The organism is Planktothrix sp. PLAVEN19ND (genome assembly GCF_057220675.1).
The window spans coordinates 4,822,150-4,846,420 of record NZ_CM170132.1; the positions used below are offsets into that span (position 1 = coordinate 4,822,150).

Genomic DNA, 24,271 nt, shown 5'->3' on the forward strand with positions numbered 1-24,271 from the left:
ATAATAGTTGGTGTTGTTATCTTGATCGGGGTTAAGATTAGTTTAACCACAAAGACACGAAGAAGTTGTAAACACCTTTGTTGTTGAGTGGGGCGAGTTTACGAATTTTAGGTTAAACGAACTCGCCTTAATATTATTTGACTCCCATGCGAATTTCTGAACAAAAAGAAGCCTGAGTTAACCCCATATTATTTTTAACAATGCTGGTTCTTAATCTCAGATTGGGCATTAAATACCATAACCGTTCTTCTACATACAAGTTAGGAGTTTCTGTGATTACGGTTAACACTTCATCCTCTCCCAGATTATAGCGTCCCGATAGAGATTGATTGGGGTTAGTGCCTTGGGCTTGGAGTAGTTGACCTGTTTGGGGATGGTCAGGATTAATAACCGGAATTAAAATAGCCGAGCCTTTTTGTTGATTGGAGTTCCCTTCTGTTGTGCCATCCCAGGTTGAACAAAACCCGCCGGAAATTGTGGCTGGGTCAATATGATGCTGTTGACAAAGCTGAATAACTTTAGCATCGGTTTGGGGTAAAGTATCAATGATCAGATTAGACTTACCCGCCTGTAATTGTCCTGATTTTAAATTGTGTAAAGTGCGTTGAGAAAACCATTTTCCAGCACTTAATTCAAAAAATTCAATAATATTCATCTTTAATCAACCAAAAGAAGGGAAACACTGATTTCACTGAGTTTTAGTGAATACAGAAATTTGATTCAAGTCGTTTTTATTTTAGCACAGTCTATTAAAAATTATCAGGAGAGTTTGTAACATTTTATCGTAGGAGTTGGGTCTTTCAACCCAGGTGCAAAGAGGGTTGGAAGACCCAACCCCTACAGGGATTTATAATGTTTACAATAACTTCTTTGTGTCTTTGTGGTTAAATTAGACTTAGCTCTAACTCCAACTCAATGTTCCTTTTTCTCCATCCAGATTAACCACCCTACCAACGGGTAAAATAGGATTAGATCCTTGATGACCAAAAGGTAAATTAGAGACAATGGGAATACCTAAATCTCCTAAGCGATCGCGCAATACTTCTTCTAGGGTAAAACTATGATTATTCCCTTTAACATCACAATTACTAAATCGTCCCAAGGCAATTCCTTTAACTCCTTTAAACCCTCCGACCATGCGCCAATAGGTTAACATTCGATCCAAACGATAGGGTTCTTCATTCACATCTTCAAAAGCAAGAATAGTATCGGTTAAATCCGGTTGGTAGGTTGTTCCTAATAAATGGGTTGCTACGGTTAAATTCGCGGGAAATAATCGACCAGAAACCTTGTTTTTTCCCCAACCTTCTCCTTGTAAAGTATCAAAAAATCCCGTTTCTATTCCTTTAAATAAACGTTGAATTGACCAGTCGGGTTCAGTGGCTAAGGTGGTAATAACGGGGCCATGAATCCCGATAATTTGGGGGTGATTGGCAAACGCCCATAATAGTCCGGTGATATCAGAAAATCCTATTAAAAATTTAGGATCTGGGGAAATTGGGGTGATATTTTCCCATTTCCAACCTTCTAATAATCGAGTTGACCCAAACCCGCCCCTAGCGCATAAAATACCGCGACAATTGGGGTCGTTTAAGGCTTCTATTAGCTGTTGTCGGCGGTTTTCATCGGTTCCAGCTAAATAACCTGTAACTTGATCAAAACCCGATGTTAATTGAATATTATAACCGTGCGATCGCCATATTTCCAGCCCTGCCTCGAACCTTTCCCATTCTCTTAATGCTCCACTGGGGGTAATAACTCTTAATTTATCTCCGGGTTTTAATCCTTGAAAATTGATCATGATTGGTTGTTTTTTGATATAAAATAATAAGATAGCCCTAAAGGGCTTACTACGGGATGAGTTGAAATAACCATTGTTCCATGCGATCGCCTAATCTCTCTAAAGAGTATTCGGTTTCCGCGTGTTTTCGACATACAGAACGGTCAATTTTATCTATATTATTGATAGCATGAACTAACTGATTAATATTATCAGGTTCTACTAACCAACCTGTAATTCCATCTCGAATAATTTCTGTTGGCCCGCCTCGACGATAGGAGATCACCGGAACACCACAGGCTAAGGCTTCAATTGCAACATTTCCAAAGGCTTCTATCCAGCGATGGGTCATCATTAACGCCCGACATTGACCTAGTTTGGCTTGAAGTTTTTCTGTTGATAAAAAGCCTAAATATTCTATAGGAGCATCGACATAATTATTCAGAATAGTTTCCCAATAAACCTGGTCTTGAATTTTACCCATAATCATTAAGGGAATTCCGGTTTTAACTGAAGCAGCCATCGCATCTTCTAAACCTTTTTCTGGGGAAATTCTACCGACCCAAGCCAATTGATTTTGGGGTTGACTGCAAAAACAATATTGAGATAATTCAATAGCACTACTTAAACAAAAATAACCCGCTTTTAAACCAAAGGTTTCGGCTTGACTATGGCTATAAAATGCGATAGAATTAGGAGATTGTTTGATTACATCTTGAACAGCCCTATCCATGATATCGGTTAAAGATCCCATAGTAATTAAATGGATTAATTTACCTGGAAAAAAAGGAGTCAGAAATAAAGGCAACCAATCATAAGCAAAATTCATAATTATATCATACTGATCCGCTACTTTTATGGTATAATTCCACATATTGGCTAATACGGAATTATTGGATAAAATTACCGGATCTTGACGACTTTGGGTTTGGGCTGAGGTTTGTAATTCTCCTGAAATTTCTACTATTGAAAATGATTCTAATTTAGAGGTTTCAGGTGCAACAATTGTAATTTCATAACCTCGTTTTCGCAAAATAGTTGCTATATTCAATACCGTTAATTCTACACCTCCTCCCAACCCAGAACCCAAGGGCCCAACGGGAGTAGATACTAATAATAATTTTAAAGGTTTGTTCATATATAGTTATTGTTTTTTGAGTAAATCCACAGCTTCTTGTAATAACTGAATAGCCTGTTCTACTTTACTCAATATTTCCGTTTGACTGACGGGTTTTGCGGTTGGTTGGGGTGTTGTTAATCCTCCCAATTCATTCACATAGCGCAATAAATCCTGATCTCGTCGTAACCATCCAGCCAAGAAAACTTCTTGACTGGGGTTAGCTTTTACCCGTTGATACCGATAGTCAATTCGATTTTGACAATAGCGTTGGGCGGTTTGTAAATTATTGGCTTTTTCTAATGCGATTTTTGATTTAGCCCCAAAATTTCCATCAATTGTTAACCCGCCAATGGCTTCTTGGAGAAATTCTAAACTGCCTTTGACACTAAAATTAACGGCGGTATCAAAATGGGCTACGGCTAAGGGTAACACCATGAAATCTGCTAAACAGGGTTTCCAATATTGTTCATAATAAACCTGTTCTACTTCGGTTGGGGTAATTTGTAATACCGACTTAGAGGCTAAATTTTTTCCCCGTAAATAGCTATCATAGGTGGGTTGAGAAATCCCATAATTAACTGTACCTGCTAAATCTCTAGTATCGCCGACACCAGTTTCCCATTTTAAGGTGAATTTTAAAGCAGTTTTAAAGGCTTCAGGATATTCAGACATAATTTTATTTAGGGTTAGGTAATGGGATCACGGATTTAAGAGGATTTCACGGATTTCACAGATTTTCATCTGTGTTAATCTGCTTAATCCTCTTAGAACTATTAACACCCAAAAAGGAGAATAATTAACTACGCTGAATTTCAGCAAAGATTTCGTTTAAAATTTCTTGGGCACCTTGTTCTTTGAGTTTATGGGCGAGTTGAATTCCTAAATCTTCCGCATCGGTGGTATTTCCAATTACGGTATCTTTAATTAACCGTTTGCCATCAAGACTTGCCACCATTCCCACTAAGGTGAGTTGGTCGCCCTCAATAGCAGTATTTACCCCAATGGGAACTTGACAACCCCCTTCTAACTCCCGTAAAAATGCCCGTTCAGCATAGCATCTTTGGGCGGTGGGGGTGTGTTCAAGGACTTTAATAATATCCAGAATATCGCTATCTCCTTCTCGACATTCTATTCCTAATGCGCCTTGTCCGACGGCGTGGAGGGAAATTTCGCTCTTGATGACTTGATGAATGCGATCGCTCATATCCAAACGAATTAACCCAGCAACGGCCAGAATAATCGCATCATATTCTCCATTATCCAATTTTTGCAGCCGGGTATTCAGGTTGCCGCGAATATCTTTGAATTCTAAATGGGGATAATGATATCTAAGTTGGGCGAGGCGTCGCAGGGAAGAAGTCCCAATAATAGCACCCGGTGGCAGGGTTTCGAGTTGTTTATCTTTGTGGTTTTCATGAACCACTAAAGCATCGGCGGGATCTTCGCGTTCGCTCACACAGCCTAACATTAATCCTTCAGGAAGTCGAGTCGGTAAGTCCTTGAGGGAGTGCACTGCAATATCGCTGCTGCGCTCAAGCATTCCTACTTCTAATTCTTTGGTAAATAGTCCCTTATCGCCAATTTTAGCCAGGGCGACATCCAGGATGTTATCCCCTTGGGTGGACATGGTTTGCACTTCAAAGGTGATGTCGGGGAAGTGTTTCTGAAGTTCTTCCTGTACCCAATAGGTTTGGACTAGGGCGAGTTGGCTTTTGCGCGATGCAATGCGGACGGTACGAGTCGGGGCAGATACAGACATACTAAGGAGATAATACAAGCTAATAAAGTCACTGGATCTAGCCTACCGCAAGGAGGGACGTCAAGGTTGTTAAGGTGTGTGACGGCGGGAACTCTTTCCCATAAATCCATTGCAGTTAATCTAACATCAGCATTCAAAAATTACCTGCACAGGAAATATTGTAAAGTCTTTATAGCAGATACTAAAGTTAGAGTTGGGGAAGTTAATTTTCTTGAAGTTGATAGTGCTTTTGCTAGAGAAGATACTACATTAGTTGCTAAGTCCTTGGTTTTTCGTTTGTCTATTAGGAACAACAGTCATAATAGGGATTTGATACAGCCAACAGACATTATTTTACCCGGGGAATATGAATAGGTTAATTTCATCTGTTTGCATCTCGTTTGTTCTCTTCCTTGCTACAAGTGAAACCCCTTTTCACAAAGGTGTTAACGCGCAGCAGCCATTCCAACGCAATCGCCCCGATTTAAACGGTGTGTTAATTAGAAATCCGGTTAGTGGTAAGATTTTCTGGGTTGACAAAGGTCAGCGTCGTTATATTACAGATCCAGCTACATATGCACGATTGTTTGTAACCAACCATCGAGATTATTTAGACACCGATGCTGTTGAACCTGGACTACCCATAAACAATGATAACAGACTTGTCATTTGTACACAACAGGGACATCCTTTGCATAATCGCATCTACTTCTTTGATCAGGGTACAAAAAGGTATATTACGTCTCCAGATGCTCTCAAGAGATATAACTTTAACTTGAAAGGTCTGAGTAATATTGATTGTCCTGTTCTGGTGAATATTCCAGACGGATCTCCTATTCAGTAAACCTAAATCAGTTGTACAAATTGCCTAATATTAAAAAAAGCGTAGGGGCGAGGCGCACCTCGCCCCTACAGGGTTTATAGATTGTTAGTAAAGATTTAAAATGTTAAAATCAATTCAAAAAATTAATTATGCTATTGAACAATACTATCAAAGCGATGATTCATCGAGGCGAACAACAGGGTTATGTTGCTGAATGCCTTGATATTGATGTAGTCACACAGGGAGAAACCTTAGATGATGTGGTTTATAATTTACAAGAGGCTGTTGCTTTACATTTAGAAGATGAAAATTCAACTGAATTTGGACTCATTGATCATCCTTCAATTTTGATTGAATTTGAGAAGCAAAAATTTAGAGTAATAAAAAATTAGGAGCTTAAAATCAATGCAAACTAATTCAATTACAATTCCAGTTAGTAAAACTTTAAGTGAACAACTAAAAACTTTAGCCGAATTACAGGATAAATCAGAACATGAACTAATTATAGAAGCAGTGGAAAGTTACATTCGGAAGTTTATCCCTGAAAAAAGTTGTTATGATTTGGCAATGGAATTGGATGTTATTGGAAGTGTTGTAGATTTACCCAAGGATTTGAGTACAAATCATGATTATTTTAATGGGTTTGGTGGTGTATGAAGCAGAAAGTTTTAGTGGATACGGGGCTATTAGTATTGATTATATCATTATCTGATACTCATCATCTCCGATCCTTTTCTGTTTGAAGTCGAAAGTGATCGCCTATCCAATAAACAACTATTTTTCGATGTTCTAGTCCCTATATCCTTGGGCTGAAGCCCAACAACGGAGTTTTTAAATTAATGCAAAAAAGGTTACAAAAGAGTTATAATAAAACTAATAATTAATAACCCTAAAACAACGACCCAAATAATATTCCGTTGAAGCCAACTTCTGAACGCAACAGATATACTTCGCTGAGATTTAATCGGATCAGAAATTAACAGTTCAGAACGATTTTGATAAAGGGTACATTCCTTTGCCAAAGGACGTTGGGGAAAGTTACAGGTATCATCTTCATGATAGAGACAGGTTTCACAGAGATATTCCTTCCCCGTCGAATGATAGAGGGGAATACCGGGGTGTCCAAAGGCTTTAAGCTGATATTGACAATGGGGACAACTTAACGCCTGAGAATCAACAAGTTGGTGACAACGGGGACAATGGGACATTTTGAAGATTTAAACCCAGAAAAATCGAATCGGCGAATTGGGGAAAAATACCACAAATTGACACTCCCCCGTCAAGCTCACGCGCTCGACGGGGGATTCTTGTTTCACAGAAGAATGCTTTTTAGTGCAAGCACCAACGAGTCTTACATCCTCTCCACAAGCTTCGATTCCTGTGTGTCCCACAGTATTTGTTGACAGTATTCTCATGCCTTCTTCCCTGATGTTTTTTGCTGCATTTTCATCTCTATCGTGGTAGATTTGGCAATTCGGACAAACCCATTCACGAATACTCAAATTTAATGAATTGTTTTTAAACTTGCAGCAATTACAGAGTTTTGTGCTCGGGAAAAATCTGTCAACTTCAATTAACTTTCCACCTTCTCTTTCGAGTTTGTAGCCCAGGAAATTTACCAACATCCCAAATCCAGCATCCAACACGGATTTTGCCAATTTGGTACGAGCCAATCCTTTAATACAAAGGTTTTCCACTACAATGACTTGGTTCTCGTCAACTAACTCTCTGGAGATTTTATGGAGAAAGTCTTGTCTAGTATTTGCTATTTTTTCATGAACCTTAGCAACCCTTTTAACTTGCTTTTTACGGTTATTAGAACCTTTGGTCTTTCGAGATAATAATTGTTGCCTCCTTTTTAATCGCTTGGCGTATTTTCTAGTGGGTTTAATTGGATCAACTTTTCTGTAAGTTTCACCATCAAACACTGTTACTAAACTCGTTAACCCTAAATCAATCCCTGAGATTTTCCCGTTTTTATCAAGGGTTAAATCATCGGTTTTAAACAGAATAGCAGCAAAATATTTATCCGTACTTGTTTTGGAAACGGTAACAGATTTTATTTTACTGCTAATTGTTTTTGGGATTCTAGCTTTAATAATCCCTAACTTGGGAAGTTTTACGCCGTTTCCTTTGATTGAACAACTTTCTGGGTAACGAATTGATTGTTTTTTATGCTTACTTTTGAATTTAGGAAATTTGGCTCTTTTCTGAAAGAAGTTCTTGAAAGCCGATTCTAAATTCTTTAACGATTGCTGTAATGTAGCAGCAGTAGCTTCTTGTAGGAATAAGTAATCAGGCAGCTTTTTAAGTTGGGTTAAATCTTTGGCCATCTCGCAATAATTCAACCCTTTTCCTGTTTCCTGATACTGATTGTTAGTCTTCTCAAGGTAATAATTCCAAACAAAACGACAGCAGCCAAAGTTTTTAGCTAAGGCTACTTCTTGTTCTTTATTTGGATATAATCTTACCTTGAGAACGTTTAGCATTGTTGCTACATTTTAATCATCTTCTGATAAGATAACACTTAACGCTCAAATTTGTTGGCATCAAGGTATTTCTACAATAAACCTTGTTTTTGGACAGGCTCTTATTTTGTTGCTAGTTGTGGTGGTATTACAGTTGAACAGTTAAAAAAATATGTTGAGCAACAATCAACTCCAGAAAATTAAATCGGATTCGCTATCGCTCATGTTTTCTTTGGTCGTGATTCATCTCACCGCCAAGCTAACGCTGTGGCGGGAGTCCTCTCACGACGTTAAGATAGAAAATGTGAGTCAGTTTAAACATAAAGCTTAGCTTTATATTTGCACTTTAGCAGCCTAATCAGGTTAGAAACAATGGATAATCAAAATAATTTACTCCGACAACTGTTGATGATTGGGATCGGGACAACCTCCCTAGTGGCGGAAAAATTGCAGGAAGCCACCGATCAGTGGGTCAAAGACGGGACGATGAATACAGACCAAGCCAAAAAGTTTGTCGATGACATGATGCAGGGTCTAAAACTCGATCAAACTAGCCTAGAAGACCTGATGCAGCGCCAATTCCGCAATTTAATGCAGGATGTGGGGGTTCCCCGTCAGTCAGAACTGGATGAGTTACGCGGACGCCTAGACCGCTTAGAACGTCAGGTCAGAGACTTGGAAAATCGTCTTTGGCGTTAAAAAGTTCCCAAATAATGTCAAACTTGAATCTTGGGTTTTCCCTAAAACAACAATCCTAAAGGTACATCATTAGATGCAGGAGGATGAATTTTGCGAGAAATTCTAATTAGCTTAGGGGTGATTATTGTTTGTACGGTCGTGTTAGTTGTAGCTCAAATTACAACATCAATACAACAGGCACAAGCGGTTAATCAAAATACTCCGATTGCAGTGCAACAAACGGTAGCAACTTCTAGTAGTCCTTTGTTCGCACCCGATCTTGTTACCAATGCTCAAACTATTATTGCTCAAAACATGACAAATTCAGAAGAAACAGTAATTACAACGGACTCCGGTTTACAGTATGTGGATTTGAAAGTGGGAGAGGGTGACTCTCCTACCAAGGGTCAAAAAGTTACGGTTCATTATACGGGAACTTTAACCGATGGGGCAAAATTTGATAGTTCTCGCGATCGCGGACAACCCTTTCAATTCAATATTGGTATGGGTCAAGTAATTAAAGGTTGGGATGAAGGCGTTATGAGTATGAAAGTGGGCGGACGTCGCAAGTTAATTATCCCACCGGAATTAGGGTATGGTTCTCGCGGTGCCGGGGGTGTAATTCCTCCGAATGCAACATTAATTTTTGATGTGGAACTGTTAAAAGCAGGTTGATTATTTCATCCTTAAAAGTTATAGACAAGCTCCAATAAACCGGGTTTCTAGTTATTATATATATGAAGAAACCCGGTTTCTGTGTATTAATTTAGCCCGAACGAGGATTGGCTAAATTTCTGAATTTAGTAAATTGAGGATCAAATAATAGTTTAATGGTTCCTGTGGGGCCGTTCCGATGTTTAGCCATAATAATTTCGGTAATTCCTCGGTCTGGGGTATCGGGATTATAATAGTCATCTCGATAGATCATCATCACTAAATCCGCATCTTGTTCAATTGAATTGTGAACAATAATATTATTTGCTACAAAATTATGCAAGCCAGGAACTGTTAAATCAAATACTTCTTCTTCTCCATCAGGTATAATTGAAACTATTTCATCCCAGTTAATATCACTATTTTCTATAGTAGAACCAGGTAAGGCAATAGGATAGCCTCCATTTAACTCATCCAGTCTTTTCCAACCCTGAATTGTTAGAAATTTGTGATTAGCGGTTGCTCTAATTTTTCTTCCTAGTCGAGTTGTTAAGGTAAATACAGGTTTTATACCTGTAGAAAAGGCATTACTCACAATGGCTATTTCTAGCTTCATTATTTTTTCATTTAATGCCCAAACTGGAAAACCAGATTTACCGATTAATTCTTTAATAGGTACTGGTAATCCCGTATCTGCTAATGTGATTAAGCTATCACCTGTTAAACAACCAGATTCTCTTAAATCCGATAACATCGGCCGTTTATTGGTTCGAGATTCAACGCTACGACTTAACTGGGATAGGGCAATTACAGGTACACTTAATTCTCTGGCTAATCCTTTTAATGACCGGGTAATTCTCGATAATTCCTGCACTCGATTATCACTAGCACCTTCCATTAATTGTAAATAATCGATTAAGATTAAGCCTAATACCCCCCCATTTTCGGCTTGCAATCTTCGAGCTTTAGAACGCATTTCTGTAACGGTAATATTGGGGGTATCATCAATAAAAATAGGTAATTCTGCTAAGGAACTAATTGCCATGGTTAGAGGTTCCCATTCCGATTGACTAATTCTACCGGAACGAATACGGTTACTTTCTATTTTTGCTTCACTAGATAATAGTCTTTGGACTAATTGCCCCTTCGACATTTCTAAACTAAACACGGCAATGGGGAGTTTTTGACCCTTCGCAATATTATGTCCTAAACCGACCGCAAAACTGGTATTATGAACGCAAATATCATTAGCCACAAAGTTATGGGTTTCAGGAATAGTTAAGTCATAAACCTGTTTTTCCCCCATAAATTCAATTGAGACAATTTCATCCCAATAAATTTCGCTGGTTGCTAACTGTTGTAAGGGTAAATGATCTAAAGCGGTGGCTAAAGTCCAGAGTCTTTCCCGTGATAATTGCCGTTTACCAACATGAATATTACTATAGCCCGGAATCCCGGCTCTTTTTGCTAAATTTTGCCAAGATTCATCGCCTTTAACCGTGGCGATTTCTTGCCAAATTTCTATGGGAATCAAATCTCGATTGGTTTGATAGCGTTTATTCATTAACGCTTTTTCTATTTTTATAAGGGTTTCTTCTTTACTGAAAATTCCAATTTCTGAGATAAAGGTTTTAATAGATAAAGCATCAGTAATATCCAGTTGCCAAGCTGTTCGTCTGGTTTCTTTATATTTAATAGAACGCTTTTTCAAAGTTGCAATAACACCAAATCGTAATAATAAGTGTTGAACTTGTCGGGCTAATTCTTCACTAACACTGGCATAACCCAATTGACATTGACCACTGGCTAATATTGTTGCCCAACCATCCGTTGCAAATAGACGATTTAGAAATAAGGCGATTTGCGATCTCTCTAATTTAAAGATAATTTCAGGAATGGTTTTTTGATGAGAATTTTTACCCCAGAGTCCAATTGTTTCCAACCAAATAACCAAGGAATTTTTACTATTTTTTTGAATTGTTTCTATTCCATCATGAGCTAAAACAGACCTATCAATATTTAATAAATGACATAACTGTTCAAATAATTCTAATTTGGGAACAGATTTGCCATTAATCCAGGCATCAACTGAAGATACACTAACCCCTAGACTTTGAGCAATTTTCAGTCTTGACATTCCTTGAGATTCAGCAATTTCTTTTAGGGTTTTAGCAAAAATCTGTCTATTATGAGTAACTAATTTTAAGTCTTTAACTGCGTTTAAAGATAATGCACGGGTTTCATTATAATTATCAATTCTAACTTTAAGACCAGTAAAGTTTTGCACAGATTCTATAAAATCCCGTTGAATTTTATAATTATTATTCGTTAAAACGGCATTGCTATTGGTCAACCCTCCATCCCCTAGTAAATAACCTAAAATTTTAACTTGATATTCGGGTAATTTTTCAGATCCAAAGCTATTAAATTGACGAGGGACAGCAATTTTATCTCCAGGTTGAATTTCTGCTAACGGTCGCCATCCTTGAATGGTTAAAAAGGGATGGGTGAGGGTTGATTCTACAAAACGCCCTAGTTTTGTGGTTACTCTAAATACGGGTTTAATTCCATCATCAATAAAGTCAGAAGGTTCAGTAATTTGAAATTTCCAATTATTTCCTAATGTTAAAATTTGAGCTTTTTGACGATTATAAATATCTTCAATCGTGACAATACTGCCATCCGATAAAACAATTTTACTATCAAAACTTAAACATTTTCCCATGGACGGCCGACCCGCAATAATAATTAAATCCGACCGTTGAAAACCTCCCGTCATCGCATCTAAATCATAAAATCCGCAGGGAATACCGGGCAGGGCAATTCCTTCATTACGGTCTTCAATTTCTTGGAAGGTATCAATTAAAGTTTCTCCAATTGATACTAAATCCTGTTGGGGTCGAACTTGGGAAATATTAAAGACTTGTTGTTCGGCTTTATCGAGAACGGTTTCTAAATCTTGACTGGTATCATAAGCCAATTCAATAATATTATGTCCCCCGGTAATCAGGCTGCGACGGATTTTTTTATCTAAAATTAATAAGCCATATTGATCAATATTAACCGCCGAAACAGTCCGATCTACCAGTTGAGTTAATTTTAATTGTCCCCCCACTTGTTCGAGTAAATTTTGATCCGCTAACCAAGTAGCCACAGTCATTAAATCCGTGGGTTTTCCTTGAAAATGTAGGGTTAAAGTTGCCCGATAAATAATTTGATGGGATTTGAGGACAAAGGATTCTGGTTGTAATAATTCTGCTACCCGACTAATGGCTTCTGGATCAAGGAGAATGCCCCCTAAAATGGCTTCCTCTGCTTCTATATTTTGCGGGGGAAGGCGATCGCTAATACTGGAAAATTGAGGTTCATTCATCGCATGAGTTAGTTAATAAGCCGATTATACTATTTTATGTTAAACTTTATTATAGAATAGTTATTGATCTTACACAATGCTGTTTAAATAATATTTGTTGGCTTTATTAAGTAAAGATGTCTAAACTATTTTAGAATAGTTAGGGAGGAAATAAAACGATGAATTTAGAGCAAGCCGTTTTAGATAAGTTGCGAACACTGCCCCTAGATAAGCAGCAAGAAGTTTTAAATTTTGCCGAATTTCTTCAACAGAAAAATCTGCCAAAACGCTCCTTAAAAAGTGTTAAAGGGTTGTGTGCTGACTTGAAAATAGATATTACGGAAGAAGACATAGCCCAAGCCCGACAAGAAATGTGGGGGAATTTTCCCAGGGAGATTGTTTGATGCCTTCAGTAGTAGCAGATACCCATACTCTAATTTGGTACATTTTTGATCTGCCAAGACTGTCGCCAATAGCATTAACTACATTGGAACAGGCAGTTAATGGAGGAGATTTTATCTATTTCCAGACAGAATTATCGCTGCTACTGCTTTATATTTAAATCTTCCCTTAGTCACCCACGATGCAAAAATTCAGGCATTAACCACCATTGAAATAATTTGGTAATCAATAAAAATAAGCCCTGAACTCAAGTTCGGGCTTAGGGAAAACACCATTGAAATTGATGAAATTTACAGGGAAACCACTTCAACTTCTACATCAGCCGTCACGTCAGAATGTAACTTAATATTGGCTTTATAGGTTCCTAATTTACTGATACTAGGGAGAGTAATTTCCCGACGATCAACTTCTTGACCCGTTGCTTGTTGAATCAATTCTGCTAATTCTTTTTCGGTAACGGTTCCAAAAATTGCGTTTTCTTCCCCAACTTGTTTGGCAATTTTGAACACACCCACCGCTTCCAGGGCTTTTTTCTGAGCTTCCGCCTGTTGTTTTAGTTCTAGTTGCCGTTGACGTTCTTCTTCCCGACGTCGTTCTACCTGTCTGAGAATGCCGGGGGTAGCCCGAACTGCTATACTTTGAGGGAGCAAATAGTTACGGGCATAACCCGGGGCGACTTCTACGAGATCCCCATTTTTTCCCAGTTTAATCACATCTTTGGTCAGAACAACTTGAGTACGCTTCGCCATGATCAGTTCCTATATTTTTTTTAACCCAAACACTCTATATTAACAAGATTAGGGTGCGATCGCAAGTCCATAATCAACTTGTCCCTATTGAGGGTATTCGTAATCGCGTAGTACAATACAGACTAAGTTGGGTCATGATTCACCCCGGAGGCTGCAATGCAGAGTATTCAGTTCAAAGGACACATTGGTGAGGATGGAATATTACGGGTACAAATGCCAGCAGAATTTAAAGATAGAGATTTAGAAGCTATTGTGATCTTTCAAGCTAAGAGTGAAACCCCGAAACATGGAAATTGGCAACCTGGATTTTTTGAGGAGGTAATTGGTGGCTGGGTGGGTGAACCATTAGTCCGAGAAAATCAAGGACAATATGAAATTAGGGAGAATTTGTTTTGAGTTACTTACTCGATACTAATGTTTGTATTAAACTCCTGAATAATAGTAATCTAGCCGTAACTCACCGATTAGCTTTGCAACAGCCAGGGGAGATTTATTTGTGTACTGTTGTACAGTTTGAACTTTATTATGGTGCATATCGAAGTAGCCAAATAGAGAGCAATTTAGCAATATTAAAACGTTTTTTTCAACAATTTGCTATTTTACATTTCAGTGAAAAATCCGCCGCAATCGCTGGACAAATTCGCGCCCAATTGTCAGCTTTAGGAACACCGATTGGCCCCTATGATCTGCAAATTGCAGCGATCGCTTTAGCTAACAATTTAGTTCTAGTGACCCACAATACCACAGAATTTAGCCGAGTTCCCAACTTGCAAATCGAAGATTGGGAACTTTAATTTACGCTTAAAATTGATCCTTCATTCCCCGCAAACGGGCAAAGGTTTGGATCGGATCATCGCTATTGGTCGCCGTTTGCAGAGTGGGAATATCCCAACGCAAAAAAGGATTAGTGCGTTTTTCTAAGCCAATATTTGAGGGAATTGTGGCTTGATTTTGACTGCGGGCTACGGTAACTTCTTGAAAACGATCCTGTAAATCTTGATTATCAGCATCAACCGTTAAGGCAAATTTTAAGTTATTAAGAGTATATTCATGAGCACACCAAACCCGAGTAGTTTCGGGGAGGTTGCGAAATTGATTTAAAGATGTCAACATTTGTTGGGGAGTCCCTTCAAATAAACGGCCACACCCCCCGGCAAATAGGGTATCCCCACAGAATAAATCCCCGGGTTGATCGGGATTTATGGGTGGGAAATAATAGGCAATATGGGCTTTTGTATGACCGGGAACAAATAAAACCTGCCCGATTTGATCGCCGAATTCAACTTGATCACCCGGTTTTAAAAATACCATTTGACCGGGGATTCTACCTCGATCGCCCTCACCTCCATAAACCGTAAGATCGGGATATTCTTTAATCAGTTGAGTATTTCCCCCAACATGATCGCTATGATGGTGAGTGTTAAAAATTGCAACTAATTCGGCATCTAATGTCTGTAAATGTTGTAAAACAGGATAGGCTTCTGCGGGGTCAACAACGGCGGCAATTTTCCGATCAGGATCATGCAGTAAAAAGATATAGTTATCAGAGAGGACTGGAATTAGTTGAATTTGCATTAAAAGCAATCTCCTGGGATTAGTTGATCAGGGTTTATAATAGTTGAGACTTTGGTGGGTGCAATTCGCTAGTTTAGCAAATTTTATCGCAAAATTAGTCAATAATTAAATTAGAGAGGTTACGGTTAAAATGCTGTGGACACTTCCCACTCGCTCTAAAATCTCAATTAGTCAAGTGACGGATCGGATTGTCAATTCGGGTCAACTAGGTCATGCTGATTATTTGAGATTAATGTCTGCTATTTTATCTGATAAAGATATTACCGAATCTGAACGCAACCAGATTAATCGAGTCTTTGATTATGTTCAGACAGGTCGTGTTAAATTTAATGATATGTGAACAGTAAAAATAATGAGGTCAAACCCGATATGAATTTTCCCGAAGTCAATCATTTAATTCCGGTTCCAACCGGGATATTACAGATTCCTACCCAAGCCACTATTCCCACGGAAATTAGCGAGTTTGCTGTTAGATTATCCTTGATCATTCCCACTTATAAAGAAAGTGAAAATGTTAGACCCATCGTCCAACAATTAACTCAGTTATTAGAGGAAGCAATTCCCAATGAATATGAGTTAATTATTGTTGATGACGATAGCCCCGATTTGACTTGGAAAGTCGCGGCGGAGTTAATCCCAGAATTTCCCCAATTGCGGGTGATGCGACGTCAGGAAGAACGGGGATTATCAACGGCGGTGATTAGGGGTTGGCAAGCGGCGAGAGGGGAAATTTTAGGGGTAATTGATGCGGATTTACAACATCCTCCAGAGAGTTTATTGCAACTTTTAGGAGAAATAGAACGGGGTGCAGATTTAGCCGTTGGCAGTCGCCATGTTGAGGGCGGTGGCGTTAGTGATTGGAGTGTGATTCGGCGCTTTTTATCGAGAGGGGCGCAGGTTTTAGGATTAATTATTTTACCCGGTGTTATTGGTAGAGTGTCTGATCCAATGAGTGGCTATTTTATGGTTAAAAGGGAAGCAATTGCTGGAAGAACTCTTGATCCCATTGGTTATAAAATTTTAATTGAAGTGTTAGGTCGGGGTCAAATTCGTTGGGTGGGAGAAGTGGGTTATGTATTCCAAGAACGCTTAGAAGGGGAAAGCAAAGTGACTTGGAAACAATATATTGAATATTTACAACATTTAGTTAAATTGCGTTTAGCTCGATGGCCGGTAACGCGGTTTTTGCGGTTTGGAGTTGTGGGTTTTAGTGGGGTTTTTGTGGATATGGGAGTGTTTTATCTCCTCTATACCGTTGTTGGTTTGGCTTTAACCCGTAGTGCTATATTCTCGGCAGAAGTAGCGATTATTAATAATTTTATCTGGAATGATCTTTGGACATTTGGAGATATTTCTAGCCATCAAAAAGGCACAGGAAAACGATTTAAACGATTTTTGAAGTTTAACTTAATTTGTTTATCGGGGTTAATTTTAAATGTGCTATTGGTGAATCTCCTATTTAATGTGTTTGGAATGAATGCCTATTTAGCAAAAATAATTGCGATCGCTATTGTCACTTTTTGGAATTTCTGGCTAAATTTAAAATTGAGTTGGCGAGTAACGGAAGTTAAGTAATTATTGGTTTTGGGGTTATTTAGGAGAAGAAAAAGAATTATTTTTTAACCCCTGTTTAATGATCCAATTCCCAGCAAGATCAAATAGTCCTCCTAAGAAACAGGCGATCGCGACTACCACAAATAAACGCAACCAATAAAAGGAAATAAAACCCATTCCGATCCATAAACCTGTTTCTAAGTTCATGTGAATTAGATAAATACCATAGGATGTGTCGCCAACAGGATTTAACCAAGGTTTCAGACTAGGTAAATAATTGATAATTTGAAATAGGGCAAAAAATTCTCCAATTCCTAGGAATAAATCAGCCGGAATTCTCCAAGCCATTAATCCTGATTCCGATCCCCAATCACAGGCTAATCCTAAAGCCCAAAATATTATTAAAAACCCCAGCCATCGCCGTTTCCAAAAGGGAATTAATGCTATAATATTATTATTACCGGGTGTTTTTTGATAACTTTTCCACCAAGATGTTGCGAGTCCAAACCCACTAGCAATTAAGAAAATATGGACTCCGTGTTCTCCCATGGAACAGAATAAATTAAGAAATCCTTCCACCAACCCTTTAACACCATTTCCAGTCAAAATATCCGTGATTTCTGAAAATTTTAGATATCCTTTTGTATAAGCCCAAATGTGATAGACTACGATCCAGAGAATTGCGATCGCTTTTAGGCTAGGTAACAATTCACTCAGGCGAGTATAGGGTTTTGGGAGAGCAGTTGTTGTCATAAAAATGTCTGACAAAAGTTAATTTACTTATTTTACACGATTAATAATTAATCCCCAAAATTAATACCGTTGATAAACATTAACAGTAAATTGATCTAAATCCATTGTCCCTTGCAGCAACTGATTTTTTTTAAGTTGATATTCAGGTTTTAAAATCCCTTGAATTGTTTCTCGTTCTGCTTCTGTTGTGGGTTCAGACCAAACAGGTTCAGCCGCTTCTAACAATATAATTCTACCATAGGTTGAAGGTTTAGAAGTTAAAGATTTTTGTAAAGCCGGAGCCAGTTTATTTGATTCTTGCGCGAGTAAAAATACAGGAGATTCAGGGGGTATATAATAGGCTAAACGGTTGACATGACCCCAGGCTTTAGAATTCATGACAATTAATGTGGGAGTGGTCGGTTGAGTGGAAATAATATCAGAAATTTGATGAAACATTTGTCGATTTCTTAAACTATAGTCGGCGATACCAATACTTAAATAGATGAAAATCAAACCCGTTGCGGTTAGACGATATAATTGTCCTTTTGTTAGGCGTTGAATGAATAGGGTAATCAACAATAGACAACCCGGAAGAATAATCATTAAACTTCTGCCCCAGCCAAACCCAATGGTAAATTTTTTACCGATAATATCTGCTATTAAAGCCAATAACAGGGGGAATATTCCTAAAATTAATCCGACTCCTAACCGTTGATGTTCTCCCAATTTCCAAAGCCGAATACTGCCAACTATAAAAACAATAATCCAGAAAATACCAGCCAGAACTGCAATAAAAACTGGAATACTGGTAATCCAATCTCCTACTAATAATTGTACACCTAAAAGATAGGCAAAATCTTGTAAATGCTGAAGCATTGTCGCAAAAAAACCGGGGGGAGTGCTAAACCTTCCTAAGTCAGCATTTTTTAATTGTTGACGAGTTCCCCATAACACCCAAGGAACAGTAATTAATACCCCAGTTCCGATGCGTAAGGCTTGTTGCCACCAGTGACGCCGATCTAAATATAATACCAAAACGGCTAAAGTAATTAACCAATAAATAAATAAATAAAACGTTAAACATCCCGCCGCTACCGACAGAATTAATACTCCTGTCCAAAACAGTTTTTGTTTAAAACTTAGAGAAGATTTTATTTCAATTTGAGAGCTTTGAGGTTGAATTTTATCAACACCGATTAACTGAATTAAAGCCCAAGCACTTAAAATTGTCCAGAGAACTAGAGGGGCATACATTCGTACATTTAAGGAGTGAAATAAAAAGAAGGGATTGGTTGCTAATAAGGCGGCGAATAATAAACCGCCTCGATATCCTAATAATCTGCGTCCTAAACCATAGCTACAAAAAATACTGAATAGACTCAGTAAAGTATTGAGACTCCGTTGCGCCATTTCGCTATTGCCAAACAATCGTAACCAGAAATGCTGACTGAGGTAAAATAAAGGGGGATGAGGTTCTCCCCCAACAATTCCCCGCAGCAGACTTACTAGGGTTTTCAGAATATCACTGGGATGAGACTCTGTGGGCAAATTGAGAAGTTGAGTATAATGGGCTAAAACTACCGGAATATCTTGGGGAGTAACATAGGCACTTTTTTGTCCTGTCGATAATAGGAGGGATAATACCTCGTCATACCAAAATTCACGGGTTCCTAAATTAAGAATTCGTAAGAAAATCCCTAGAAAAATTGCACTCAGGAGGAGAAATTCTAATGATAAAAATTTAGGTAAACTGGAAATTGATAACTTTTGAGTCATAAATAATTCTGAAATCGAAAATAGAGAGTCGTTATTGTATTAAGAGTTTTGAGCAGCTATGAACCAGTTATAGAATATGAAACTAATTTCCACAACAAGTTGGTATTTTCCTGATTCCTCTGGAGGAGTTGAAGTTTACCTTGATGGCTTAATTCAAGGGCTACAACCCCATGGTATTGAAACTCAGGTGGCTGTGTCCGATCTTTTGCAGACCCAGGAAAGAAACTATCAGTATAAAGGAGTTAATGTTTATCGCTATCCCGTAGCTCCTTGTCCCAACCTCTCTCAAGAAAAACAACAACTTCCACCTTTGGGTTTTTCTCAGTTCGCTGATTGGTTATCTAGCCAAAGCGTAGATATTTATCATCAACATTCCTGGCGATATGGCTGTGGTTTGCATCATCTTCGTCTGGCTCGTGAATTGGGACTACCTACCATCGTCACCATTCATATGCCAGAAGCAGTGTGTCTCAGAGGAACCATGATGCACCAAGAACAATATCCTTGTGATGGTTATATTGATCCTGTGCGTTGTGGACGCTGTTATGGTGTTCCTAAACGAGTCCCCGCTCCCATCATCCAAGGAATCAGTCAACTCCCCGCCTCAATAGGTCTGCCCCTTGCCGCCAAACTCACTTCTGCCCCCGATGTCAGAATCCGACAATTAGGAAGAACAATAGCCATTCCTCTGAGCGTTAAAATTCATCGGCAGTCTCTCCTAGAAATGGCTAATTTAGCAGATAGAATCGTGGCCGTCTGTCAATGGCTTTATGATGCCTTTTTGCTCAATGGTGTTCCTCCCGAAAAATTAGTATTATGTCGTCAGGGTGTGAGCTATTCCAGTGCAGAAAAAAAACAATTTCAGCAGCAATCTCCGCTCAAAATTGGATTTTTAGGACGATGGCAAGAAACGAAAGGTATCCAAATTCTAGTAGAAGCCATCCACCGCTTAGATCCAGATATTCCCGTGGAACTGACCATTCATGGAATGTTGCATGGGGAGGCTGGTAAAAACAATCGGGAACGAGTCTTAGCTATAGCTGAACAAGATTCTCGAATTCGAGTTGCTCAAAAGCTTTCCAGGGAAGAAGTTCCTCAACATTTAGCTGGGTTTGATATACTAGCTGTACCTTCCCAAGGGTTAGAAACAGGCCCACTGGTGGTTCTCGAAGCCTATGCGGTAGGTACACCCATTATCGGTTCCCATTTGGGAGGCATTGCAGAATTGGTTCGTCACGGTGTTGATGGATGGCTTGTCTCTACACCCACGGAAGTCTCGGCTTGGACAGAAGCCATTGCCTATTTAGCGACTCATCGCGATTTAATTCGTCAATTCCATCAGAATATCTTACCAGTGAGAACCATGCAAAATGTTGCCGATGAAATGGCTGGTTTGTATCAAGAGATTCTGAATCAGCGAAGTGTTGATCCCCTATCATTCAGGAAAGCAACTTTGTAAAGTCTATTCCCGAGTGTGGGCATATCGTTTAATGATATATGGCAGTCGCAGCGACAATTCAATTAATTGAATTGTGTCACCGGGATGTTAGTGTCTTTAAACCTGAAAGTGTCAACTATTGCTCTTAACCTCGAAGCCAAAATGCCAAGAATTTCTATCTTATCGCCAACCCTATCCAAAGGTGGTCTTGATCGTGCCTATGTCATTGCTCAAGCTCTACAAACATTAAATTATGATGTAGAAATTCTCGGATTTTTATTTCCAGGTGATCAAATTTACCCCGCCCCTCCTCCCAAATTGCACGTTGAGTCAGTACCAGGGGGAATTTATCCTCAATTATTTGGCAATGTCAAACAGCTTTTAGACAAAATTAATGGGGATATTATCTATGCCGTTAAACTCAAACCTACCAGTTTTGGCATAGCCCTGTTGAAAAGGTTTTTTCACCAAAAACCTGTGATCCTGGATATTGATGACTGGGAACTCAGTTGGCATGGGGGTGACCAGTGGCAGTATCGTCCCTCCCTTAAACAGTTTTACCGAGATTTATTTAAACCCAACGGTCAGTTAAGATATTCCGATCACCCCCAGTATCTTAAATGGATGGAGCCTTTGGTGACCCGAGCAAATGCTGTTACGGTTGACACTCAGTTTTTGCAACAAAGATTCGGTGGAGTTTATCTTCCCAATGGCAAAGACACCCAACTATTTGACCCTCAACGATATGATCCGCAAACTAGTCGGGAACGTTATGGCTTAGATGGATATCGGATTTTAATGTTTCCTGGTGCGCCCCGACCCCATAAAGGTGTAGAAGATGTACTCGTCGCCCTTGAACAGTTGAATACCCCTGATTTACGGCTTGTTCTGGTGGGAGATAGTCCCTATGATGATTATGACCAAAAACTGATGCAAAAATGGGGTCGCTGGATTATTCAACTCCCTCGCTCTCCTGTCGAAGCCATGCCAGAAATTGTGGCGGCGGCTCATGTGGTGATAGTTCCTCAACGAAATACACTGACAGCCCAAGCTCAATTTCCTTTGAAGCTAACCGATGGTATGGCAATGGCTAAACCCATTTTATCTACCCGGGTCGGAGATATTCCAGAAATTTTGGGTGAAGCGGGTTATTTAGTCGATCCGGGTTCTCCTGAACAAATTGCCCAAATTTTACCTGTTATATTTGATGATTTAGAAAGGGCTAATCAGAAAGGTCAGGAAGCTAGAAAGCGATGTATTGAACACTATAGTGTCAAGACCATGGCAGCGATTCTGACTGAGGTAATGGAGCCTTTACTGTTATCCTAAACAGTAAGGTGAACCAACGGACTTTGAGCGATTGCCTCTGATCGGGCTCACAATATTATTCTGATATTCACTATACAAGTTCCAAAATGTCTGCAACTCGATTTCTCTTTCAGTATGCCAAACGGTATCCTGTAAAAATGATTCTGACCGTTGTTTTAGGATTTTCCGGCGCGATCTTTAGTGGGGTGGGTACAACTTTAATTGTACCCGTTATTTTAAATTTATTGGGACAATCCATTGAACTCCAAAGCGCACCTCCAATTATTCAAAAACTGCTTTCTCCCTTTGGCAATATTCCTGAATCTTACCGCTTAGGATTAATGACAGGTGCTATTATTTTCACCCTGGTTTTAAAAAATCTTACCACCTATCTTAATACCCTGATTGCAGCATCTTTGAGCCGAAGATTAACCTGTGATATTCGAGAAGCCGGGATTCAGTTATTATTAGACATTGATATAGATTTTTACTCTAAAACGAAAGTTGGAGATTTAATTAACCGTTTAGGAGAAGAAACACGCCGAACTTCAAGCGCGATTAGTTTGTATATAGGACTGTTTACAACGGGAATCACGGTTTTTACATTCTTAACCTTATTAGTATCTATTTCTTGGCAACTGACTTTAGCAACAACTTTAGTTTTAGCTGTAGTGACTGGAATTAATCAGTCCATTATTAGTAGATCTAAAAAATATGGTTCGGCATTATCAAAATCTTCGAGAAATTATTCTGTTCAATTAATGGAAATCTTGAATGGAATGCGCCAGGTTAAAGCGATGGGGCATGAACAAGCAGAATATGAAAGCCTTAAAATATTAAGTCAAAAAAGAGAAAAGGCGGAATTTCAATCTCTCATGAATTCATCGGCGATCGCCCCGATCAATGAAGTAGTTAATATGATAGTGATTTTATTGCTAGTAGTTTTGGGTCGAAGCTTTTTAGCCTCTGAAGAAATTCAATCTTTAACAACTATTTTGCTAACATATCTATTTTTATTATTCCGCACCCTGCCCTTAATTTCTACCTTAAATAACTTACGGAGTAATTTAGCTCAAAATATGCCATCGGTACTAATAATCCAGGAATTCTTGCGCCGAGACAATAAACCTTTCATGAATAATGGTTCCCTCCCTTATCCGGGGTTACAACAAGAAATTCATTTTGATCATCTTTCTTTTGGTTATCCGGGTAATGATAAATTAGTGTTAAAAGATATTGATCTGCACCTTCCTCGTGGAACGACTTTAGCCTTGGTTGGGGGTTCAGGAGCCGGAAAATCAACCTTAGCTGATTTATTAACCCGATTTTTTGATCCCGTGGCTGGAGCCATTAAAATTGATGATCATGATTTACGAGAATTTGATTTTAAAAGTCTCCGACGAGCAATGGGAATTGTCAGTCAAGACACCTTTTTATTTAATACCTCGGTTCGAAATAATATCGCTTATGCCAAACCTAATGCAACGGATGAAGAAATTTTTAATGCCGCTAAACGTGCTAATGCTTATGAATTTATTATTACATTACCTCAAGGCTTTGATACTCAAATTGGTGATCGCGGTGTTTTATTATCAGGAGGTCAGCGTCAGCGACTTTCGATTGCTAGAGCATTATTACAAAACCCAGAAATTTTAATTTTAGATGAGGCTACCAGTGCCTTGGACACCGTATCAGAACGGTTAGTTCAAGAGGCTATTGATCAACTTAGCCACAACCGCACCACTTTAGTCATTGCTCACCGCCTTTCTACGATTCAAAAAGCACATCAAATTGCTGTATTAGACCAAGGACAAGTGGTAGAAGTGGGAACCCACAATGAATTATTAGCAAAAGGCGGTCAGTATGCAAAACTTTATTCCTTGCAGTTTGCCGATGAAGTGAGTCGCGATGCAGCTTTAATTAAAAGTTCCTATGAAGTCCGATCTCGTCTCAATCCGATGATTGGATTTTTACGATTATTACTTGATGAAATGGTCGATACTCCAGAGGAAAAAGAGGAACTAATTATGGAGTCTTACAAATCAGCAACGAGTATCCTAGAAAATTTGGAATTTATTGAAAAATGCGTTAAGCTAAGACTGAAAAACTATTAAGTTATAA

The 24,271-nt window shown here is 38.8% G+C and carries 25 protein-coding genes and 1 pseudogene; 14 read left to right on the top strand and 12 right to left on the bottom strand.

What is annotated here, in order from left to right; translation table 11 throughout:
• Positions 1-133 precede the first annotated feature (133 nt).
• The 5 genes from AC2D3N_RS20675 to hemC form a co-directional block, all read right to left on the bottom strand.
• On the bottom strand, positions 134-655 hold the full coding sequence (locus AC2D3N_RS20675) for a phycobiliprotein lyase (RefSeq protein WP_484691997.1): 522 nt from the start codon (positions 653-655) through the stop codon (positions 134-136).
• Between the two features lie 246 nt (positions 656-901).
• Positions 902-1,801 (bottom strand): S66 peptidase family protein, encoded by a 900-nt coding sequence (locus AC2D3N_RS20680; RefSeq protein WP_484691998.1) that lies wholly within the window; start codon positions 1,799-1,801, stop codon positions 902-904.
• A gap of 49 nt (positions 1,802-1,850) precedes the next feature.
• The gene (locus tag AC2D3N_RS20685) at positions 1,851-2,918 is read right to left on the bottom strand and encodes a glycosyltransferase family 4 protein (RefSeq protein WP_484691999.1); all 1,068 of its coding nucleotides are present in this window, start codon (positions 2,916-2,918) and stop codon (positions 1,851-1,853) included.
• Between the two features lie 6 nt (positions 2,919-2,924).
• Entirely contained in the window at positions 2,925-3,572 is a 648-nt protein-coding gene (locus tag AC2D3N_RS20690) for a glycoside hydrolase family 108 protein (RefSeq protein WP_484692000.1), read from the bottom strand.
• A gap of 124 nt (positions 3,573-3,696) precedes the next feature.
• On the bottom strand, positions 3,697-4,659 hold the full coding sequence (hemC, locus tag AC2D3N_RS20695) for a hydroxymethylbilane synthase (protein ID WP_484692001.1): 963 nt from the start codon (positions 4,657-4,659) through the stop codon (positions 3,697-3,699).
• Positions 4,660-5,005: 346 nt separating this feature from the next.
• Here hemC and AC2D3N_RS20700 point away from each other — a divergent pair, with 346 nt between their 5' ends.
• The 3 genes from AC2D3N_RS20700 (at position 5,006) to AC2D3N_RS20710 (ending at position 6,118) form a co-directional block, all read left to right on the top strand.
• Positions 5,006-5,482 (top strand): hypothetical protein, encoded by a 477-nt coding sequence (locus AC2D3N_RS20700; protein ID WP_484692002.1) that lies wholly within the window; start codon positions 5,006-5,008, stop codon positions 5,480-5,482.
• 128 nt (positions 5,483-5,610) lie between these two features.
• Entirely contained in the window at positions 5,611-5,853 is a 243-nt protein-coding gene (locus tag AC2D3N_RS20705) for a type II toxin-antitoxin system HicB family antitoxin (protein WP_484692003.1), read from the top strand.
• Between the two features lie 13 nt (positions 5,854-5,866).
• Positions 5,867-6,118 (top strand): CopG family ribbon-helix-helix protein, encoded by a 252-nt coding sequence (locus AC2D3N_RS20710; RefSeq protein WP_484692004.1) that lies wholly within the window; start codon positions 5,867-5,869, stop codon positions 6,116-6,118.
• A 194-nt stretch (positions 6,119-6,312) separates the two neighbouring features.
• Here the strand turns inward: AC2D3N_RS20710 and AC2D3N_RS20715 are convergent, their stop codons facing one another.
• On the bottom strand, positions 6,313-6,669 hold the full coding sequence (locus AC2D3N_RS20715) for a zinc ribbon domain-containing protein (RefSeq protein ID WP_484692005.1): 357 nt from the start codon (positions 6,667-6,669) through the stop codon (positions 6,313-6,315).
• Between the two features lie 9 nt (positions 6,670-6,678).
• A complete protein-coding gene (locus tag AC2D3N_RS20720; RefSeq protein WP_484692006.1) occupies positions 6,679-7,950 on the bottom strand; it encodes an RNA-guided endonuclease InsQ/TnpB family protein in 1,272 nt (423 codons plus the stop codon).
• 69 nt (positions 7,951-8,019) lie between these two features.
• Between AC2D3N_RS20720 and AC2D3N_RS20725 the strand changes: the two are divergent.
• From AC2D3N_RS20725 to AC2D3N_RS20735, 3 genes and pseudogenes are all read left to right on the top strand, one after another.
• Positions 8,020-8,133, top strand: a pseudogene (locus AC2D3N_RS20725) (transposase); the annotation flags it as partial.
• Positions 8,134-8,301: 168 nt separating this feature from the next.
• Positions 8,302-8,628, top strand: a complete 327-nt coding sequence (locus tag AC2D3N_RS20730; RefSeq protein WP_079680763.1) for a phasin family protein — start codon at positions 8,302-8,304, stop codon at positions 8,626-8,628.
• Positions 8,629-8,718: 90 nt separating this feature from the next.
• Positions 8,719-9,282 carry an FKBP-type peptidyl-prolyl cis-trans isomerase gene (locus tag AC2D3N_RS20735; protein WP_484692007.1) on the top strand — a complete coding sequence of 188 codons (564 nt, stop codon included), beginning with the start codon at positions 8,719-8,721 and terminating at the stop codon, positions 9,280-9,282.
• 91 nt (positions 9,283-9,373) lie between these two features.
• Here the strand turns inward: AC2D3N_RS20735 and dnaB are convergent, their stop codons facing one another.
• Positions 9,374-12,634 (bottom strand): replicative DNA helicase, encoded by a 3,261-nt coding sequence (dnaB, locus tag AC2D3N_RS20740; protein WP_484692008.1) that lies wholly within the window; start codon positions 12,632-12,634, stop codon positions 9,374-9,376.
• 158 nt (positions 12,635-12,792) lie between these two features.
• On the opposite strand from dnaB, the gene AC2D3N_RS20745 reads away from it, so the two are divergent.
• A complete protein-coding gene (locus tag AC2D3N_RS20745; protein ID WP_484692009.1) occupies positions 12,793-13,017 on the top strand; it encodes a DUF2281 domain-containing protein in 225 nt (74 codons plus the stop codon).
• A gap of 288 nt (positions 13,018-13,305) precedes the next feature.
• On the opposite strand, the gene rplI is transcribed toward AC2D3N_RS20745, so the two are convergent.
• Positions 13,306-13,764 (bottom strand): 50S ribosomal protein L9, encoded by a 459-nt coding sequence (rplI, locus tag AC2D3N_RS20750; protein WP_079680769.1) that lies wholly within the window; start codon positions 13,762-13,764, stop codon positions 13,306-13,308.
• Between the two features lie 156 nt (positions 13,765-13,920).
• Here rplI and AC2D3N_RS20755 point away from each other — a divergent pair, with 156 nt between their 5' ends.
• Positions 13,921-14,160, top strand: coding sequence for a hypothetical protein (locus AC2D3N_RS20755; protein ID WP_079680770.1), 240 nt, complete (start codon positions 13,921-13,923; stop codon positions 14,158-14,160).
• Entirely contained in the window at positions 14,157-14,558 is a 402-nt protein-coding gene (gene vapC, locus AC2D3N_RS20760; RefSeq protein ID WP_079680771.1) for a type II toxin-antitoxin system tRNA(fMet)-specific endonuclease VapC, read from the top strand. The genes AC2D3N_RS20755 and vapC overlap by 4 nt, the downstream gene beginning before the upstream one ends.
• A 7-nt stretch (positions 14,559-14,565) precedes the next feature.
• On the opposite strand, the gene gloB is transcribed toward vapC, so the two are convergent.
• The gene (gloB, locus tag AC2D3N_RS20765; protein ID WP_079680772.1) at positions 14,566-15,339 is read right to left on the bottom strand and encodes a hydroxyacylglutathione hydrolase; all 774 of its coding nucleotides are present in this window, start codon (positions 15,337-15,339) and stop codon (positions 14,566-14,568) included.
• A 130-nt stretch (positions 15,340-15,469) separates the two neighbouring features.
• On the opposite strand from gloB, the gene AC2D3N_RS20770 reads away from it, so the two are divergent.
• The gene (locus AC2D3N_RS20770; protein WP_079680773.1) at positions 15,470-15,679 is read left to right on the top strand and encodes a hypothetical protein; all 210 of its coding nucleotides are present in this window, start codon (positions 15,470-15,472) and stop codon (positions 15,677-15,679) included.
• 29 nt (positions 15,680-15,708) lie between these two features.
• Positions 15,709-16,914 carry a glycosyltransferase gene (locus AC2D3N_RS20775; RefSeq protein ID WP_079681052.1) on the top strand — a complete coding sequence of 402 codons (1,206 nt, stop codon included), beginning with the start codon at positions 15,709-15,711 and terminating at the stop codon, positions 16,912-16,914.
• A gap of 15 nt (positions 16,915-16,929) precedes the next feature.
• On the opposite strand, the gene AC2D3N_RS20780 is transcribed toward AC2D3N_RS20775, so the two are convergent.
• Positions 16,930-17,646 (bottom strand): hypothetical protein, encoded by a 717-nt coding sequence (locus AC2D3N_RS20780; protein WP_484692010.1) that lies wholly within the window; start codon positions 17,644-17,646, stop codon positions 16,930-16,932.
• A gap of 60 nt (positions 17,647-17,706) precedes the next feature.
• On the bottom strand, positions 17,707-19,404 hold the full coding sequence (locus tag AC2D3N_RS20785; RefSeq protein WP_484692011.1) for a glycosyltransferase family 39 protein: 1,698 nt from the start codon (positions 19,402-19,404) through the stop codon (positions 17,707-17,709).
• A gap of 76 nt (positions 19,405-19,480) precedes the next feature.
• On the opposite strand from AC2D3N_RS20785, the gene AC2D3N_RS20790 reads away from it, so the two are divergent.
• The 3 genes from AC2D3N_RS20790 to AC2D3N_RS20800 all read left to right on the top strand — a co-directional run bounded on the left by AC2D3N_RS20790 (position 19,481) and on the right by AC2D3N_RS20800 (position 24,264).
• The gene (locus tag AC2D3N_RS20790) at positions 19,481-20,863 is read left to right on the top strand and encodes a glycosyltransferase (RefSeq protein WP_484692012.1); all 1,383 of its coding nucleotides are present in this window, start codon (positions 19,481-19,483) and stop codon (positions 20,861-20,863) included.
• A gap of 141 nt (positions 20,864-21,004) precedes the next feature.
• On the top strand, positions 21,005-22,171 hold the full coding sequence (locus tag AC2D3N_RS20795; RefSeq protein ID WP_079681053.1) for a glycosyltransferase family 4 protein: 1,167 nt from the start codon (positions 21,005-21,007) through the stop codon (positions 22,169-22,171).
• A gap of 86 nt (positions 22,172-22,257) precedes the next feature.
• On the top strand, positions 22,258-24,264 hold the full coding sequence (locus AC2D3N_RS20800) for an ABC transporter ATP-binding protein (RefSeq protein ID WP_484692013.1): 2,007 nt from the start codon (positions 22,258-22,260) through the stop codon (positions 24,262-24,264).
• Positions 24,265-24,271 lie beyond the last annotated feature (7 nt).

Coding starts and splice junctions, on each gene's coding strand:
- AC2D3N_RS20675 (WP_484691997.1), bottom strand. CDS start 655: ATGAATATTATTGAATTTTTTGAATTAAGTGCTGGAAAATGGTTTTCT.
- AC2D3N_RS20680 (WP_484691998.1), bottom strand. CDS start 1,801: ATGATCAATTTTCAAGGATTAAAACCCGGAGATAAATTAAGAGTTATT.
- AC2D3N_RS20685 (WP_484691999.1), bottom strand. CDS start 2,918: ATGAACAAACCTTTAAAATTATTATTAGTATCTACTCCCGTTGGGCCC.
- AC2D3N_RS20690 (WP_484692000.1), bottom strand. CDS start 3,572: ATGTCTGAATATCCTGAAGCCTTTAAAACTGCTTTAAAATTCACCTTA.
- hemC (WP_484692001.1), bottom strand. CDS start 4,659: ATGTCTGTATCTGCCCCGACTCGTACCGTCCGCATTGCATCGCGCAAA.
- AC2D3N_RS20700 (WP_484692002.1), top strand. CDS start 5,006: ATGAATAGGTTAATTTCATCTGTTTGCATCTCGTTTGTTCTCTTCCTT.
- AC2D3N_RS20705 (WP_484692003.1), top strand. CDS start 5,611: ATGCTATTGAACAATACTATCAAAGCGATGATTCATCGAGGCGAACAA.
- AC2D3N_RS20710 (WP_484692004.1), top strand. CDS start 5,867: ATGCAAACTAATTCAATTACAATTCCAGTTAGTAAAACTTTAAGTGAA.
- AC2D3N_RS20715 (WP_484692005.1), bottom strand. CDS start 6,669: ATGTCCCATTGTCCCCGTTGTCACCAACTTGTTGATTCTCAGGCGTTA.
- AC2D3N_RS20720 (WP_484692006.1), bottom strand. CDS start 7,950: ATGCTAAACGTTCTCAAGGTAAGATTATATCCAAATAAAGAACAAGAA.
- AC2D3N_RS20730 (WP_079680763.1), top strand. CDS start 8,302: ATGGATAATCAAAATAATTTACTCCGACAACTGTTGATGATTGGGATC.
- dnaB (WP_484692008.1), bottom strand. CDS start 12,634: ATGAATGAACCTCAATTTTCCAGTATTAGCGATCGCCTTCCCCCGCAA.
- AC2D3N_RS20745 (WP_484692009.1), top strand. CDS start 12,793: ATGAATTTAGAGCAAGCCGTTTTAGATAAGTTGCGAACACTGCCCCTA.
- rplI (WP_079680769.1), bottom strand. CDS start 13,764: ATGGCGAAGCGTACTCAAGTTGTTCTGACCAAAGATGTGATTAAACTG.
- AC2D3N_RS20755 (WP_079680770.1), top strand. CDS start 13,921: ATGCAGAGTATTCAGTTCAAAGGACACATTGGTGAGGATGGAATATTA.
- gloB (WP_079680772.1), bottom strand. CDS start 15,339: ATGCAAATTCAACTAATTCCAGTCCTCTCTGATAACTATATCTTTTTA.
- AC2D3N_RS20770 (WP_079680773.1), top strand. CDS start 15,470: ATGCTGTGGACACTTCCCACTCGCTCTAAAATCTCAATTAGTCAAGTG.
- AC2D3N_RS20775 (WP_079681052.1), top strand. CDS start 15,709: ATGAATTTTCCCGAAGTCAATCATTTAATTCCGGTTCCAACCGGGATA.
- AC2D3N_RS20780 (WP_484692010.1), bottom strand. CDS start 17,646: ATGACAACAACTGCTCTCCCAAAACCCTATACTCGCCTGAGTGAATTG.
- AC2D3N_RS20785 (WP_484692011.1), bottom strand. CDS start 19,404: ATGACTCAAAAGTTATCAATTTCCAGTTTACCTAAATTTTTATCATTA.
- AC2D3N_RS20790 (WP_484692012.1), top strand. CDS start 19,481: ATGAAACTAATTTCCACAACAAGTTGGTATTTTCCTGATTCCTCTGGA.
- AC2D3N_RS20795 (WP_079681053.1), top strand. CDS start 21,005: ATGCCAAGAATTTCTATCTTATCGCCAACCCTATCCAAAGGTGGTCTT.
- AC2D3N_RS20800 (WP_484692013.1), top strand. CDS start 22,258: ATGTCTGCAACTCGATTTCTCTTTCAGTATGCCAAACGGTATCCTGTA.